Source organism: Methylobacterium variabile (genome assembly GCF_001043975.1).
Classification (GTDB): Bacteria; Pseudomonadota; Alphaproteobacteria; order Rhizobiales; family Beijerinckiaceae; genus Methylobacterium; species Methylobacterium variabile.
This window is the reverse complement of the sequence record NZ_LABY01000115.1, coordinates 1-14,447: the sequence shown is the minus strand read 5'-3', so window position 1 is coordinate 14,447 and position 14,447 is coordinate 1. Positions and strand designations below refer to the sequence as shown.

The 14,447-nt window shown below is 74.6% G+C and carries 14 protein-coding genes and 2 pseudogenes; 10 read left to right on the top strand and 6 right to left on the bottom strand.

The window, feature by feature from the left end; genetic code table 11:
- Positions 1 to 95 precede the first annotated feature (95 nt).
- From VQ02_RS17230 to VQ02_RS17215, 4 genes are read right to left on the bottom strand one after another with little or no spacing between them, the layout of a single operon-like run.
- On the bottom strand, positions 96 to 626 hold the full coding sequence (locus tag VQ02_RS17230; protein WP_048445434.1) for a DUF3305 domain-containing protein: 531 nt from the start codon (positions 624 to 626) through the stop codon (positions 96 to 98).
- The gene (locus VQ02_RS17225) at positions 626 to 1,633 is read right to left on the bottom strand and encodes a DUF6352 family protein (RefSeq protein WP_048445433.1); all 1,008 of its coding nucleotides are present in this window, start codon (positions 1,631 to 1,633) and stop codon (positions 626 to 628) included. Before VQ02_RS17225 ends, VQ02_RS17230 begins: the two co-directional genes overlap by 1 nt.
- Entirely contained in the window at positions 1,630 to 2,190 is a 561-nt protein-coding gene (locus tag VQ02_RS17220; protein WP_048445432.1) for a DUF6505 family protein, read from the bottom strand. Before VQ02_RS17220 ends, VQ02_RS17225 begins: the two co-directional genes overlap by 4 nt.
- Positions 2,187 to 2,855: a biotin/lipoate--protein ligase family protein gene (locus VQ02_RS17215; protein ID WP_048445431.1), complete on the bottom strand. Its 669-nt coding sequence runs from the start codon at positions 2,853 to 2,855 to the stop codon at positions 2,187 to 2,189. The genes VQ02_RS17220 and VQ02_RS17215 overlap by 4 nt, the downstream gene beginning before the upstream one ends.
- Before the next feature lie 214 nt (positions 2,856 to 3,069).
- On the opposite strand from VQ02_RS17215, the gene VQ02_RS17210 reads away from it, so the two are divergent.
- On the top strand, positions 3,070 to 5,049 hold the full coding sequence (locus VQ02_RS17210; protein WP_048445436.1) for a 4Fe-4S binding protein: 1,980 nt from the start codon (positions 3,070 to 3,072) through the stop codon (positions 5,047 to 5,049).
- 3 nt (positions 5,050 to 5,052) lie between these two features.
- On the opposite strand, the gene VQ02_RS17205 is transcribed toward VQ02_RS17210, so the two are convergent.
- Entirely contained in the window at positions 5,053 to 6,330 is a 1,278-nt protein-coding gene (locus tag VQ02_RS17205) for a c-type cytochrome (RefSeq protein ID WP_048445430.1), read from the bottom strand.
- Positions 6,331 to 6,461: 131 nt separating this feature from the next.
- Here VQ02_RS17205 and VQ02_RS39750 point away from each other — a divergent pair.
- Positions 6,462 to 6,578, top strand: a pseudogene (locus tag VQ02_RS39750) (GTP-binding protein); the annotation flags it as partial.
- Between the two features lie 326 nt (positions 6,579 to 6,904).
- Here VQ02_RS39750 and VQ02_RS17200 read toward each other — a convergent pair.
- Positions 6,905 to 7,807, bottom strand: a complete 903-nt coding sequence (locus VQ02_RS17200; protein WP_048445429.1) for a LysR family transcriptional regulator — start codon at positions 7,805 to 7,807, stop codon at positions 6,905 to 6,907.
- 135 nt (positions 7,808 to 7,942) lie between these two features.
- Between VQ02_RS17200 and VQ02_RS17195 the strand changes: the two genes are divergently transcribed.
- From VQ02_RS17195 to VQ02_RS17160, 8 genes and pseudogenes are all read left to right on the top strand, one after another.
- Complete coding sequence (locus VQ02_RS17195; RefSeq protein WP_048445428.1) at positions 7,943 to 8,671, top strand: SDR family oxidoreductase; 729 nt, start codon at positions 7,943 to 7,945, stop codon at positions 8,669 to 8,671.
- A 56-nt stretch (positions 8,672 to 8,727) separates the two neighbouring features.
- Entirely contained in the window at positions 8,728 to 9,021 is a 294-nt protein-coding gene (locus VQ02_RS17190; RefSeq protein ID WP_048445435.1) for an Atu4866 domain-containing protein, read from the top strand.
- A gap of 81 nt (positions 9,022 to 9,102) precedes the next feature.
- A complete protein-coding gene (locus VQ02_RS17185; protein ID WP_048445427.1) occupies positions 9,103 to 9,630 on the top strand; it encodes a nuclear transport factor 2 family protein in 528 nt (175 codons plus the stop codon).
- A 279-nt stretch (positions 9,631 to 9,909) separates the two neighbouring features.
- Positions 9,910 to 10,404 carry a GNAT family N-acetyltransferase gene (locus VQ02_RS17180; RefSeq protein WP_048445426.1) on the top strand — a complete coding sequence of 165 codons (495 nt, stop codon included), beginning with the start codon at positions 9,910 to 9,912 and terminating at the stop codon, positions 10,402 to 10,404.
- 208 nt (positions 10,405 to 10,612) lie between these two features.
- Positions 10,613 to 11,677, top strand: coding sequence for a molybdopterin-binding protein (locus VQ02_RS17175; protein ID WP_048445425.1), 1,065 nt, complete (start codon positions 10,613 to 10,615; stop codon positions 11,675 to 11,677).
- Positions 11,674 to 13,647, top strand: a complete 1,974-nt coding sequence (locus tag VQ02_RS17170) for a molybdopterin biosynthesis protein (RefSeq protein WP_048445424.1) — start codon at positions 11,674 to 11,676, stop codon at positions 13,645 to 13,647. Before VQ02_RS17175 ends, VQ02_RS17170 begins: the two co-directional genes overlap by 4 nt.
- A 2-nt stretch (positions 13,648 to 13,649) precedes the next feature.
- Complete coding sequence (gene mobB / locus VQ02_RS17165; RefSeq protein ID WP_048445423.1) at positions 13,650 to 14,183, top strand: molybdopterin-guanine dinucleotide biosynthesis protein B; 534 nt, start codon at positions 13,650 to 13,652, stop codon at positions 14,181 to 14,183.
- A pseudogene (locus VQ02_RS17160) lies at positions 14,167 to 14,447 on the top strand (molybdopterin molybdotransferase MoeA); the annotation flags it as partial. The gene mobB and the pseudogene VQ02_RS17160, both read left to right, overlap by 17 nt.

The window sequence follows — 14,447 nt, the reverse complement described above, 5'->3', positions numbered from 1 at the left end:
AGTGGCTTCGGCGGCGGGCGCTGCCGGCGGCGCCTCGGCCGGCCGGCGCGCCTCGTCGCGCTTGCGCCGCGACCAGCGGGCGAGGAAGCCGTCGTTCACGGCTCCTCCGGCCGGCGCCGCCCGCCGCCGTGATGCGCCCCTTGGTGCGTCCCTTGCCGCGCCAGGGCCTCCGGGTCGGCCCGGTCGCGCTTGCGCTTGTGGAACACCCGCTCGACGTGGAACGCCCGGTAGAACGCCCCGACCTCGGCCTGGATCTCCGGCGGCATCGGCACCGCCTCGACGATCTCGCCGATGCCCTCGGCGAGGGCTTCGCCCTCGTAGGGGTCGACCGTCACGGTCGCGACCGCGTAGGTCTCCGGCGCCGTCTCCCGCAGGGCGACCCAGAGCGAGGGCTGGGCCGCGGCAAGGTTGTTGCCGTAATGGGCGGTCTCGGCCGGGTGCAGCTCCACCTCGTAGGCGCCGGCGTAGTAGGTCTCCTCCTCCTCCGAGGCGGAGAGGCGGGTCCAAGGCGCGGTCCCGGGCAGGCCGGGCAGCACCGCCACGGGAAGCCAGGCGTGGCTCGCCCACGGTCCCTTCAGCCTGCGCTTGGCGACGACGACCCCGACGGAGATCAGCTGCGTGCTCATCAGGCCTCTCCCGTCACGACAACCGGCAGGCCCGCGATCAGGTTCTGCGGCTTCATCGTCACGATCCGGTCCGACGACATGGCGAGCAGCAGGTAGACCGGCCGGCCGGCGAGGCGCGGGTCGGCCCGGGCGGGATCCGTGATCTCGAGCCGGAACAGGGCGAGCACCCGTTCGCGGGTCGCCGGGTCGACGGCCTCGCCGCGCCAGAGGGCGTTGCCGATGCGGGTCGCCTCGGCGTCGAGCCCGACGAACCAGCGCCAGTCCGGGTCCTCGATCGCAGGCAGCGGCGCGACCGCGACCTCGACCGCCAGGAGGTGGCGCACGAAGGCCTCGATCGCCCGGGCCAGGCCCTCGCGGCTCCTCGCATCCGAGCCGAGGTTGAGCGCCATGCTGAACGCGTCCGACCGGCTCCAGTACGTCCAGGCATTGTCGGGGTTGAGCACGTCGAGATCGGAGACCGGCTCGCGGCCGAGCATCGCCACGAGGGGCGATGGGCGCCCGGCGCCCTCCGCGGCGTCGATCAGCTCGGCATCGGCGAGGAGCAGCGTCCCGTCGCTGACCGAAGCCCGCTGCGGGCGGAAGAACAGCTCGGCGGCGCGCAGCACGTAGGGGTCGTCGGTGCCGTCGAGGGCGTTGCGCAGGATCAGGTGGACCAGCTGGTTGAGGAACAACGGCGGCGTGCCGCCGGTCCCCCGACGGACGAGGTCGAGATAGGCCGCCTCGACCGAGGCGGCGGCGAGGAGGCGGTCGCGGAAGGCCAGGATCACGCCCCAGTTCTCGCGGGCATCCGCGTCCGCCAGGGCCTCGACCTCCGCGGGCGCCACCGGGCGGCGGGGGTCGCGCAGGAGCGCGGCGTGGAGCGCCCGCTCGGCCGGGCAGGCGTCGTCCGGCGGCAGCAGCTCCGGGCGGGCCAGGTAGGCGAGCAGCAACTCGTCGGTGACGCGAAGCCCGCCGCCGCCGTCGCGCCGGGTGAGGTGATGGCCGCTCGAGACCCAGAACTCGGTCATCGGGGATGTCCGTTGAGGAGGCCCGCGAGGTCGACCCGCTCCTCGGGCTCCTCGTCGGTCTCGTAGAAATCGAAGGCGCGGGCATAGGCGTGGCGCCGGTCGGCGCCGGGCGCGGCGCCCTCCCGCGGGCGCAGCGCCCGGAAACGCTCGCGGATCTCGCCGTCCTCGATCGTCCTGTGCAGCGCCAGGACGGTCCCGACCGGCGGGCCGCACAGGGATTCCGCGATCCCGATCTCCTCCCGGGCCGCCGCCAGCGCGCTCGCCCGGTCCGGCGCGCCGAGGCGGGCCTCGAGCTGCGTCGCCAGCGCCGCAGTCGCGGCCTCGCGCTCCGCCTCGCTCGCCTCGCTCACCACCACCAGGGTCGAGAAGCCGAAGGAGTCGATGCCGAGGAAGCCGGCCCGGAACGCCGCCCGCGCCTTGCCGGCGAGGGCGGCGGGATCCTCGTCGAGGAACAGGAAGCTGCCGGTCACCGCCCACTCGCCCGGCGGGGCGGCGGCCGGGAAGACCAGGGTGTCGGAGGGATCGAGCCGCAGGGTGCGGGGCAGCTTGAGGCTCACAGGCGCGGGCCTCCCCTGCCCGGATCGAACCAGCCGGTGCCGTCGAGGCGGAGCGTCGCGGGAGCCGACGCGAGGAAGCCCTGAGCCCGCGCGACCGCGGCGGAGGGGCCATCCTCGGCCCAGAGGGAGAGCCCGCGCAGCAGGTGGCGGGCGAAGCTCTCCGCGAGGGCGTCGCCGCTCTCCGCGGGGAAGCCTTCCTCCTCAAGGGAGGTCGAGTCCGGGGTATGGCCAGGATCGCCCGCGTCGCGCTTCGAGGCGATCAGCATCCCGGAGAAGACCAGCCAGTCCGGCACTGCGTCCTCGCTGCACGGTTCCGGCCAGCCCAGGCGCCCGCCGCCGAGGCGGGCCCGGTCGAAGAGCAGGGTGCCGGACCCGTCGAGGAGGACCGGCTTGTCGGGCGGCGCGTGGCTGCCGACCGCCTCGGCCAGGGCCGTGAGGCCGACGAGCCCGACCTGGCGCGCGGTGGCGAGGGGCTCCTCGGGCGCCAGCACCACCGCGAGGTCGATCACGTCCGGCCGCGCCCCGACCACCAGGGTGCCGGTGGCCTCGCCCGCCCGGGCGAGGGCGCAGGCCCGCTCATGCGCCGTCTCCCCCGCGGCGGCCGGCAGGCGCAGCGGCCGGAAGGCGGGCGGGAGCACGAGGCTCCGGATCTCCGCGACGGTCATGGAATCGGGTGTCCCGGGGGCGATGTCGTTGCCTGCGCGCACGTGTCGGATCGTTCTTTTTAACTGCTCGTATATATAGCGCGGGGACGGCGAACAAGGGGCATGACGCCCCAGGGGGAGCCCCCGCGCCGATGTGCTGTAAGGGCTTCGCGCCCGTTCGGAGACGCGTGTGGTGTCGGATCGGATCGTGATCGCCTGTTCCTGCGAGGGCAGCATGTCCCTCGACGCGGCGGCGATCGGCAAGGCCTGCGGCGGGCGGCTGGAGACGGGCGAGCAGCTCTGCGGCCGCGAGCTCGAGCGGGTGCGGGCCGCGATGGTCTCGGGCGCGCCCGTCACCGTGTCCTGCACCCTCAAGGCGCCGCTGTTTCGCGAGGTGGCGGAGGAGGTGGGCGCGGAGGAGCGCGTCGCCTTCGCCAACATCCGCGAGACGGCCGGCTGGTCGTCGGACGGCGCGGCGGCCGGGCCGAAGTTGGCGGCCCTCCTCGCCGCTTCCGCCGAGCCGATGCCGCCGGCGGCCACGGTCAGCTTCGAGAGCCGGGGCGTCGCCCTGGTCTACGGCCGCGACGAGGTCGCGATCGAGGCCGGCCGGCGGCTGGCCGACCACCTCGACGTCACGGTGCTGCTCTCCCGCCCCGGCGAGGTCGCGGTACCGCGCTCGGGCGAGATCCCGGTGCTGAAGGGCACCGTGCGGACGGCGACCGGGCATCTCGGCGCCTTCTCCCTGGCGGTCGACGACACCGCCCTGCCGATGCCGTCCTCGCGCCGGCACCTCGCCTTCGGGCCGTCCCGGGACGGGGCGACCTCGACCTGCGACATCGTCGTCGACCTCACCGGCGGCGTGCCGCTGTTCCCGGCCCACGAGTTGCGCAGCGGCTATCTCCGCGCCGATCCCCGCGACCCGGCGGCGGTGGAGCGGGTCCTGTTCGAGGCCTCCCACCTCGTCGGCACGTTCGACAAGACCCGCTTCGTCGACTTCCGATCGGAGCTCTGCGCCCACTCGCGCTCGCGCATCACCGGCTGCATCCGCTGCCTCGAGGTCTGCCCGACCGGCGCCATCCTGCCGGCCGGCGACCACGTCGCCATCGACCCGCACGTCTGCGCCGGCTGCGGCTCCTGCGCCTCGGTCTGCCCGACGGGCGCCGCCGCCTACGCCCTGCCGCCGGCCGACGCCCTGATGCGCCGCCTGCGCGCGCTCCTCACCGCCTACCGGCGGGCGGGCGGCGTCGCGCCGGTGCTGCTCGTCCACGACGACGCGCACGGGGCGCCGCTCATCGACGCGCTCGCCCGCTACGGCGACGGCCTGCCCGCCGACGTGCTGCCCTTCCCCGTCAACGAGGTGACGCAGGTCGGCCCGGAAGCGGTGGCGGCGGCCTTCGCCTACGGCGCCGCCGCGGTGCGGTTCCTGGTCCGCGCCCGGCCCAAGCACGACGTCGCGAGCCTCGCCCGCAACGCCGCCCGCCTCGAGGCGGTGGCCCAGGCCCTCGGCTACGGGCCGGCCCAGGGCAGCAGCGTCGTCTCGCTGATCGAGACCGACGACCCCGACGCCCTGGGCGAGGCCCTCGCGCAGGGCGCCCGCGGCACGCCCGCCCCGGTGCCCTCGGGCTTCATGCCGGACGGCGACCTCCGCGACGTCCTGCGTTTCGCCTTCTCGGAATTGCACCACGCCGCGCCGCGGCCGGTCGACCGGGTGCCCCTCGATGCCGGCGCGCCCTTCGGCGGCCTCGACTTCCGGACCGAGGCCTGCACCCTGTGCCACGCCTGCGTCGGCGCCTGCCCGACGGGGGCGCTCACCGACGATCCCGACCGCCCGCGCCTGACCTTCGCCGAGAGCGCCTGCGTGCAGTGCGGCCTGTGCGCCGCGACCTGCCCGGAGGACGTGATCGGCCTTGTCCCGCAGCTCGACTTCGCCGCCTGGGCCGCGCCCCGCCGGGTCCTCAAGGAGGAGGAGCCGTTCGACTGCATCGCCTGCGGCAAGCCCTTCGGCACCCGCAGCACCATCGAGCGGGTGATCGGCACCTTGCGCGACCGCCACTGGATGTTCGCCGGCGCTGCCGGCGAGGAGCGGATCAAGGCCCTGATGATGTGCGACACCTGCCGGGTCTCGCACGTCCTCAACGAGGGTTTCGATCCCCACGCCGCCGAGGACAACCGGCCGCGGACCTCGGAGGACTACTTCCGGGCGCGGCAGGCCTGAGGCTCACCGCGTCGCCCTCTCGAGGAACCTGACCAGCGCCTCCCGGTCCTCGGCGCTCGTGACCGTCTGCTCCGGCATCTTGGTGCCGGGGGTGAAGCGGGCCGGGCCGATCTCGAACAGCCGGGCAATGGTCTCGGCGGTCCAGGTGATGTCGAGGCGCCGGAAGGCCGGGGAGTAGGGGTAGTCCGGCACCGCGGCGATGCGGCGGCCGAACACGCCGTGGAGCGTCGGTCCGGCCCGGTTGCCGCCGTCCGGCGTCAGGGTGTGGCAGGCCTCGCAGGCGCGGAACACCGCCGCACCCCGGTCGCCCGCGAAGGCCGCTAGCGCGTCCGCCGGGCGGGTCATGGCGAGGGGCCCGATCGGCTCGCCGCCGCGCAAGTCCCAGCGCCGCACCAGCCGGTCGCCGCCGCCGGTCACGAGCTCGTCGTTGCCGCGGAAGGCCAGCGACCAGACCGGCAGGCCCGGCCCGACCAGCGTGAGGCGCACTGCCGGCGCGGCCCGGTCGATCACCGCGACGGCGCCGCCGACCGTCGCGGCGGCGATGCGGCGCCCATCGGGCGAGAGCGCCAGCGCCACGACCGGGCGGGAGCCGACCGTCAGCGACGCCCGGATGCGGCCGTCCGGCCGCAGCAGGTGCAGGCTGCCGTCGGCGCCGGCCGCCGCGATCTCGCCGTCCGGGGCCGTCGCCACGGCGTTGACCGGCGCGTCGAGCTGCACCGTCACGGGGGTTCCCGCCTCGGGCCAGATCCGTACGCTGGCGTCGTAGCCCGCGGTGACGAGGCGGCCGTCGGGCAGGAACGCGACCCCGTTGACGTTGCCCCGGTGGCCCTCCCGCACCAGGGCCGGGCCACCGTCGAGAGGGGTGATCCGGGCGGTGCCGTCCCAGGACGACGAGGCGATCCGGCGCCCGTCCGGCGCCACGGCGAGGCCCGAGACCGGGCCGGCATGGCTGGCGATGATCCGCTCCGGCTCGGGCGCCCCGCGCCAGAGGGCGACGCGCCCGTCCTCTCCCCCCGTGAGGAGCCCGCCATCGGGCAGGAGCGCCACGGCGTTCACCGCCCCGTCGTGGGCGCGCAGCACCCGGAGCGCCGCCCCGTCCTCGACCGACCACAGGATCGCCGACGCGTCGAAGCTGCCCGAGAGCGCCCGCTGCCCGTCCGCCGTCACCGCCAGCGCCCGCACCGGGCCGCCATGGCCACGCATCGGCGCGTCCGCGCGGGCCGCGACGGCGAGGGAGGTCGCGAGGACGACGAGGGCGGCGAGTCGGGGGCGAGCTGGCATGCGCGAGATCCGGGCAGGGCAGGCCGGGTTTACGGGCGTCGCGCAGCCTCCGGGAAGGGGCCGGAATGCCACGGCTCCCCGCCGCTTGACATCAATTGCAGTGTTATATCGTTACAAAAACGGAAGTGCCCATGCCCGATCCCCGCTCGTCCGATCCCGGCCTGCGCGTCACCGTCCTGTCCGGGTTCCTCGGCGCCGGCAATACGACGCTGCTCAACCACGTGCTCGCCAATCGGCTCGATGTCCGAGCGGGAGGCACCAGGGGCAGGCTCGGTGGGCGAGAGGCGCGTCACCGGCATTCCCAGACCCTTCCTTACCTGTCCACGACGGTCGGTCGAGCTTAGAGCGGTCAGGGTCCGAACCCAATCGGCGTGACCATGCCGGGGGCCTTGGGGTCGGGAGCGGCAGTCGACCCGCCGGGCGCAAGCGGACGTTCTGTCATGCGCCCGAGCAGATTTGTGACAACGGGCCTGAGGATAAGCTGCAGCGCGCGCGGGCAGTCCAGCGGTCCGTGGACACCGATCGAGCCTGATGACGAGAGCGGCCGCTCGTCCCTCAGGGCGACCTCCGGCAATCAGGATCGGTGCCTTCGATGCAGGCGAACGTGATCCAGAAGGGCGCGCAGCTTCGGGGCCACGTTCCGCCGACTGGGATAGTACAGGAAGAACCCCGGGAAGAACGGGCTGAACGCCTCCAGCAGCGGGACGAGTTCGCCCCGCTCGATCCAGGGCCGGAAGGAGTCTTCCAAGCCGAACGTGATACCGCCGCCCGCAACCGCCATGCGGATCATGAGCGCCATGTCGTTGGTCGTCATCTCAGGCTCGACGTCGACCACGAAGTCCCGCCCGGCTTGCGTGAACTCCCACCGGAACGGCGCCGCACGCGGTGCCGGGCGCCATCCGGTGCAGCGATGCGCGGCGAGATCGCGCGGGTGGGTCGGCGCGCCCTGGCGCGCCAGGTAGCCGGGCGCGCAAACGGCGAGCTGCCGCTGGTCGTCCGAGACCGGTAGCGCGATCATGTCCCCCTCGATCACCTCGCCGAGACGCACGCCGGCGTCGTAGCCGTGCGCGACGATATCGATCTCCTCGTCGCTCACGAGCACGTCGAGCTGGACGTGAGGGCAAGCCTCGGCGAAGCCGGCGAGGAGCGGGCCCGACAGGAAGCCCTCCGCGATGGACGACACGACGAGGCGCAGCTGGCCACGAGGCTGAGCCCCGAGGTGTCGGATCGTCCCCAGCGCCGCCCGGATGTTGGCAAGCGATGGCGCGATCTCGGCGTGGAGCCGGTCGCCGGCTTCCGTGAGGCCCACGCTCCGGGTGGTGCGCTGGACGAGCGCCACGCCCATGGCGTCCTCGAGGCGGCGGATCGTCTGGCTCACCGCCGAGCGCGTGACGCCCAGGCGGTCCGCGGCCGCACGGAAGCTGCGCTCCTCGACGACGACGATGAAGGTTGCGAGCGCATTCAGATCGAGGGTCATTGGTAAGCGATCCTAACCAAAGCGTCGCGCACGAGCCAGCTACCGACGACGGCTCTCACGAATCACCTTCCTCGTCACGAGCCAGGGCAGGCGAACCGGCCTCGCGCATTGGCTGAACGAACGAGGAGGTTCAGGATGACCTTGAACAAGACGGTACTGGTGACGGGGGCGTCGAGCGGCATCGGCGTCGGCATCGCCCGCGAACTCGCCGCCGCCGGTGCCCGGCTGATGCTCGGAGCGCGCCGCACCGATCGCCTCGAGGCCCTCGCCGAGGAACTCCGGCGCGCGGGAGGCTCGGTCGGCACGCGGCGCCTGGACGTGACAATCCGGGACGACGTCGCGGGCTTCGTCGATGCCGCCCGGCGGGAGTTCGGGCAGGTCGACGCGATCGTCAACAACGCGGGCGTGATGCCCCTGTCCCCGATGGCGTCGCTCAAGGTGGACGAGTGGGACCGCATGGTCGACGTCAACGTCAAGGGCGTCCTCTACGGGATCGCCGCGGTTCTCCCGGAGATGACCGCCCGGGGCTCGGGCCACGTCGTCAACATCGCCTCGATCGGCGCGCTCGCCGTGTCGCCGACGGCCGCCGTGTACTGCGCGACGAAGTTCGCAGTGCGCGCGATCTCGGACGGCCTGCGCCAGGAGCGCGGCGACATCCGGGTCACCTGCATCCATCCGGGCGTGGTGGAGAGCGAGCTGGCCGACACGATCACCGACCCGGCGGCGGCAGAAGCCATGAAGGCCTATCGCGCCGTCGCCCTGCAGCCCGACGCCATCGGGCGGGCGGTGCGCTACGCGCTGGAACAGCCCGACGACGTTGACGTCAACGAGATCGTCGTTCGTCCGACGAAGGCGCCGCACTGATGCGAGCGGCCGTCCTCGCCGCCGCGACGAGCCTCGTCGTGGCTCTTGCAGCCCCCATGCGTGCAGAGAACCCGATGGCGCAGACCACGCACCCCTATGCCGGCCTGTGGGTCACCGACGACGACCAGGTCCGCCACGAGCTGCTGCCGAGCGGCCGCTACGTCGAGGCGCGTGGCCGGCGCGAGGGCGCCTATCGCGGGCGCTACGAGGTGAGTGGCACCCGTATCGAGTACTGGGACGACACCGGCTTCACGGCCGACGGTGTCTTCGTCGATGCCGACACGCTCCATCATGGCGGCATGGTGCTGCGCCGGCGGGAGCCGGCGCCTCTCGCACCGCCGGCTCGATAGGCCGCGCGGCCATGGGCGGGTGCCCGCGCCGCGAGGCCGCCCCCTGGGCCTTCAACTATCCTTCCCTCACGGAGATCTGCGATGACGAAGATCCTGCCGTTCCGGCTTGCGGTCCCTGTCCGCCGGTTCGCTCTCGCGGCGGCCGTCGCGCTGAGCGTCACGCCCACGCTCGTCGCCAGCGCGTCGTCCGACACGGCCGTCACGACGCGCAACGAGACCATCGTGCGCGAGGCCTTTCAGCGGTGGGCCGCCGGCGCCAGCATCTTCCCGACTCTGCTCGCCCCCGACGTCGTCTGGACGATCCCGGGCTCGGGCCCGGTGGCGGGTACCTACCGGGGTCTGACTGACTTCGTCGAGCGTGCGTCACGCCCGCTGCTGAGCCGTCTCGCGACGCCGCTCGTTCCGCAGCTCCACCACATCTGGGCGGTCGCGGACAAGGTCATCGTTCGCTTCGACGCGAGCGCCACGACGACCGGCGGTCGTCCGTATCGAAACCAGTACGTCTGGATCTTCCGCATGAAGGACGGTGTCGTCGCCGAAGCCGAAGCCTTTCTTGATCTCGCCGCCTACCATCAGGTCGTGGACAACAACCCGCCCCGGCAGCAGTAGGGGCGTCACGTCCGCGAGGGGCGCCATGGCGCTCCTCGCCGAGTCCGCAGTGCACCGGAACGGTCGCAACGGTCTGCTCGGCAGGGTCCTCGTCTCCGCCTGAGGCGCCTCGAAGCGGGCAAGCAGCTACCGGCCCGGCTCACTCGCGTCGAGCCGATCAGGCCGCCGGTAAGCAGCCTCTCCGAAAGTCGGGGAAGGGCCGTGAGCGGTCCCTCGCACGGTCAAGCTGGCTGGATTCGGACCCTGGGGTTCCCCGTCGACCGCGGTATACCGAAGCCTATGCTCCTGCGCCCCGAGAGTCCCTGCGACGCGCCGGCGATCCGCGCGCTCGTCACCGCCGCCTTCCGCGACGCGCCGCATGCGGACGGCACCGAGGCCGACATCGTCGACGCCTTGCGTTGGCACGGCGCGCTCACGCTCTCGCTGATCGCGGCCGAGGCGGACGAGATCGTCGGGCACGTCGCGTTCTCGCCCGTCACGGTGGGGGGCTTGCCGGGCTGGTTCGGCCTCGGGCCCGTGGCGGTTCGGCGCGACCGGCGCCGTCGCGGCCTCGGCGCGGCGCTGGTTCGGGCCGGTCTCGACGACCTGACGGCGGGCGGAGCCGGCGGCTGCGTCGTCCTGGGCGATCCCGCCTATTATGGCCGGTTCGGCTTCGCGCCCGATCCGGCCGTTCGTCTCGCGGGCGTCCCGGCGGCCTACTTCCAGAGCCTGCACCTGGGCGGCGAGCGGCGAGGGGGCGAGGTTCGGTATCACCCCGCCTTCGGGGCGGGCTGACGGATCCGACGTGCCGCTCGCACGCGGCCTCCGGGGGCTCGGTCCCGCGACATATTCTCCGCCAGGCTTCTCCTCTCGGCCCCCAACCCTTGATCCCGCCCGGCGCTTGCCGCATCGGCTCACCTCCTCAGGAACAGGAGGGCCGCATGGCTCCGCCGTCACTCCCCGGCGACCGCCGGTGACGCCCCGGGCATCCACGACCGCGCTGATGCCCCTCGCCGAGGCGGTGGCGGAACTCGCCGCCCTGGCGTCTCCGGTCGCGGCCGAGGACGTGAGCCCGCCTGCGGCCGTCGGCGCCGTGTCGGCCAGGGACGTCGTGGCGACGACCGGCCTGCCGACGTTGCGGACCGCCCTGCGGGACGGCTGGGCGGTGAGCGCCGCCGCGGTGGTCGGCGCCTCGCCCTACGCGCCCCTGCGCCTGGCGCGGGCGCCCGCCTGGGTCGAGGCCGGAGCGCCGCTTCCCGCGGGCACCGACGCCCTGCTGCCGCCGGAGGCGATCGGCGCCGATCCGCTGGAGATCGAGGCCGAGGCCGCCGCGGGGGAGGGGACCCGCGCTCCCGCTGCCGAGCTGCCGCAGGGCGCCCGCCTCGTCGCGGCGGGCGAGCGGGTGAGCGCCCTGCACTGCCTCGCCCTGGCCTCGGCCGGCCTGCCGTGGGTGTCGGTGCGCCGTCCGCGCCTGCGGCTGCTGGCGGCCGAGCCCGATACCCTGTCGCCGGTCCTCCATGCCTGGATCGCCGCCCGGGGCGGCCTCGCCGAGACCGCCCCGCGGCCGGCGGAGGCCGCGGATCTCGCCGCCGCCCTACTGCGGCCGGGGGCCGATGCCGTCGTGGTGATCGGCGGCACCGGGCCCGGCCGGACCGATCGCGGCGCCGAGGCCCTGGCGCGAGCCGGGCGGCTGCACGCCCACGGTATCGCCCTCAGACCCGGCGAGAGCGCCGGCTTCGGCGCCGTGGCGGGCCTGCCGGTGCTGCTGCTGCCGGGCCGGCCGGACGCGGCGCTGGCCGCCTGGCTCGCCCTCGGCCGGCCGCTGCTGGCGGGCCTCGCCGGCGCGGCGCCGGAGCCGCCGCAGATGCTTCCGCTCACCCGCAAGGTGACGTCTGTCATCGGCCTCGCCGAGCTGGTGTTCCTGCGCCGCACCCCGGCGGGCGCCGAACCCCTCGGCGGGGCCGAGATCCCGCTCCACCGCCTGGGCCAGGCCGATGCCGCCCTGCTGGTGCCGCCGGCGCATGAGGGCTACCCCGCCGGCACCCCCGTCGAGGTCCTGCCCCTGTGACCGCTCCTCCTGCCGACGCCTTCCTCGCCCGCCTCGCGGCGGCCTCCCGCCAGGAGCAGTTCCTGGCGGTGGTCAGCCGGGACGAGGCGATGGCGCGCTGGCGCGCCGCCGTCCCGCACGTCCCCCTGCCGCCCGAGACCGTGGCCCTGGCCGAGGCCCTCGGCCGGGTGCTCGCCGCCGACGTCGCCTCGCCGATCGACGTGCCGCCCTTCGACCGCGCCCTCGTGGACGGTTTCGCGCTCCGCGCCGCCGACACCGAGGGGGCGAGCGAGGCCGACCCGCGCCGCCTCGTCCTCAACCGCGAGATCCTGGCCTGCGGTGTCGCTCCCTCCCTCGCGGTCGGCTCCGGCAGCGCCACCCCGATCGCCACCGGCGGCGTGCTGCCGCGCGGCGCCGACGCGGTGGCGATGGTGGAGGCGACGGAGTTCCTCGACGGCCCCGAGCCCGCCATCGCGCTGGCTCGGCCCGCCAATCCGGGCCAGTTCGTCGGCTACGCCGGCGCCGACATGGCCCGGGGCGAGACGGTCCTGCGCCGCGGCACCCTGGTCACCGCCCGCGAGATCGGGATGCTGGCGGCCTGCGGCCTCGCCGAGGTCGCGGTGGTGCGCCGGCCCCGGGTCGCCGTCCTGTCCACCGGCGACGAGCTGGTGGCGCCGGGCCGGCCCCTCGGCCCGGCCCGGCTCTATGACTCGAACGGTGCCATCGTGGCGGCGAGCGTGACCGAGAACGGCGGCGTCGCCGTGCCGGGCGGCATCGTGCCGGACGACGAGGCGGCGCTCGACGCCGCCCTGCGGGCGGCGCTGGCGGCCGCCGACCTCGTGGTCCTGTCGGGCGGCACCTCGAAGGGCGCGGGCGATGTCTCGCACCGCATCCTGTCGCGCCTCGGCGAGCCCGGCATCCTCGTCCACGGCGTCGCGCTGAAGCCCGGCAAGCCCCTCTGCCTGGCGCTCGCCGGCACGATTCCCGTGGTGGTGCTGCCGGGCTTCCCGACCTCGGCGATGTTCACCTTCCACGAATTCGTGGTGCCGCTGATCCGGGCGCGGGCGGGCTTGCCCGCCCGGGAGGAGGAGACCGTGGAGGCGCGGCTGCCCCAGCGCCTGCCCTCGGAGCTCGGCCGCACCGAGTACGTGATGGCGGCGCTGTCGCGCGGGGCGGACGGGCTCGTCGCTCTGCCCCTCGCCAAGGGCTCGGGCGCCGTCACGGCGTTCTCGCAGGCCGACGGCTTCTTCGCGGTGCCGGCCAACCGGGCCGGAATCGACGCTGGCGAGACGGTCCGGATCGCGCGCCTCGGCCGCGCCGCCCGCCCGCCGGACCTGATGATCGTCGGCAGCCACTGCCTCGGCCTCGACCGGCTGGTCGGGCGCCTCGCGGAAAACGGTGTCACCGCCCGCACCCTCTGGGTCGGCTCCGCCGGGGGGCTGGCGGCCCTGCGCCGGGGCGAGTGCGACCTCGCCGCCATGCACCTGCTCGATCCCGAGACCGGGCGCTACAACGCGCCCTACCTCACCCCGGGCCTCGCCCTGGCGCCGGGCTGGCGCCGGCTGCAGGGCGTGGTCTTCCGGGCGGGCGATCCCCGCTTCGAGGGCGCGTCGGCGCAGGACGCGGTGGCGCGGGTCCTCGCCGATCGCGATGCCGTGATGGTCAACCGCAACACCGGCGCCGGCACGCGGGCGCTGATCGACGGCCTGCTGAACGGCGCCCGGCCCCCCGGCTACTGGAACCAGCCGCGCTCGCACAACGCCGTCGCGGCGGCGGTGGCGCAGGGGCGGGCCGACTGGGGCGTGGCGATCCGCACGGTGGCGGAGGCCTACGGCCTCGGCTTCCTGCCGCTGACCGAGGAGCATTACGACTTCGCCTATCGGGAGGACCGGCGGGACGAGCCGGCGCTCGCGACGTTCCTCGCCCTCCTGTCGGACGAGGCCCTCGCCGCCGACCTCGCCGGTCTCGGCTTCACCCGTCCGGGAGCCTGACCATGCGGGTGATCGGGCTTGCCGGCTGGAGCGGTGCGGGCAAGACGACGCTCCTCGTCCGCCTGATCCCGGTCCTGCGTGCCCGGGGCCTGCGCGTGGCGACGCTCAAGCACGCCCACCACGCCTTCGACGTCGACCAGCCCGGCAAGGATTCCTGGCGCCACCGCGAGGCCGGGGCGTCCGAGGTGATCGTGTCGTCGCGCCGCCGCACCGTGCAGATCCGCGAGGTCGAGGAGGAGGCGCGCCTGCCCGATCTGCTGCGCCGGTTCGCCCCCTGCGATCTCGTGGTGGTCGAGGGGTTCAAGCGCGAGGCCCACCCGAAGCTCGAGGTCTACCGCCACGCCAACGGCCGCCCGCCGCTCCACCCGGACGATCCCCGCATCGTCGCGGTGGCGAGCGACCACCCTTTCCCGGAGGCCGGCCGGCCGGTCGTGCCCCTCGACGCGGTGGAACTGGTCGCCGATATCGTGCTGGCGCGGTCGGAGCCCTTCGCCGCGGTGCTGGAGAGGTTGGACAGCCATGGCGCAGCTGACTGACGACTGCTTCGCCTTCGGCGGCCCGCTGCTCTCGGTCGAGGAGGCCGCCGCCCTCATCGCCGAGCGGGTGCCGGTTCTGGCCGGGATCGAGACGGTCTCCCTCGTCGAGGCCGACGGGCGGATCGCCGCCGGGGGCGTGCTGGCCGGCCTCGACCTGCCGCCCTTCGACAATTCCGCCGTCGACGGCTACGCCGTGCGCTTCGCCGACCTCGCGGCCGGGCCCGAGACGGTGCTGCCGGTGCGCGGCCGCGAGGTCGGCGAAGC

What these genes read in the sequence shown, in the direction of transcription:
- VQ02_RS17205 (WP_048445430.1), bottom strand. Translation starts at nt 6,330, where the DNA reads ATGCCAGCTCGCCCCCGACTCGCCGCCCTCGTCGTCCTCGCGACCTCC.
- VQ02_RS17175 (WP_048445425.1), top strand. Translation starts at nt 10,613, where the DNA reads ATGCCCCTCGCCGAGGCGGTGGCGGAACTCGCCGCCCTGGCGTCTCCG.
- mobB (WP_048445423.1), top strand. Translation starts at nt 13,650, where the DNA reads ATGCGGGTGATCGGGCTTGCCGGCTGGAGCGGTGCGGGCAAGACGACG.
- VQ02_RS17200 (WP_048445429.1), bottom strand. Translation starts at nt 7,807, where the DNA reads ATGACCCTCGATCTGAATGCGCTCGCAACCTTCATCGTCGTCGTCGAG.
- VQ02_RS17230 (WP_048445434.1), bottom strand. Translation starts at nt 626, where the DNA reads ATGAGCACGCAGCTGATCTCCGTCGGGGTCGTCGTCGCCAAGCGCAGG.
- VQ02_RS17185 (WP_048445427.1), top strand. Translation starts at nt 9,103, where the DNA reads ATGACGAAGATCCTGCCGTTCCGGCTTGCGGTCCCTGTCCGCCGGTTC.
- VQ02_RS17195 (WP_048445428.1), top strand. Translation starts at nt 7,943, where the DNA reads ATGACCTTGAACAAGACGGTACTGGTGACGGGGGCGTCGAGCGGCATC.
- VQ02_RS17215 (WP_048445431.1), bottom strand. Translation starts at nt 2,855, where the DNA reads ATGACCGTCGCGGAGATCCGGAGCCTCGTGCTCCCGCCCGCCTTCCGG.
- VQ02_RS17190 (WP_048445435.1), top strand. Translation starts at nt 8,728, where the DNA reads ATGCGTGCAGAGAACCCGATGGCGCAGACCACGCACCCCTATGCCGGC.
- VQ02_RS17210 (WP_048445436.1), top strand. Translation starts at nt 3,070, where the DNA reads ATGTCCCTCGACGCGGCGGCGATCGGCAAGGCCTGCGGCGGGCGGCTG.
- VQ02_RS17180 (WP_048445426.1), top strand. Translation starts at nt 9,910, where the DNA reads ATGCTCCTGCGCCCCGAGAGTCCCTGCGACGCGCCGGCGATCCGCGCG.
- VQ02_RS17225 (WP_048445433.1), bottom strand. Translation starts at nt 1,633, where the DNA reads ATGACCGAGTTCTGGGTCTCGAGCGGCCATCACCTCACCCGGCGCGAC.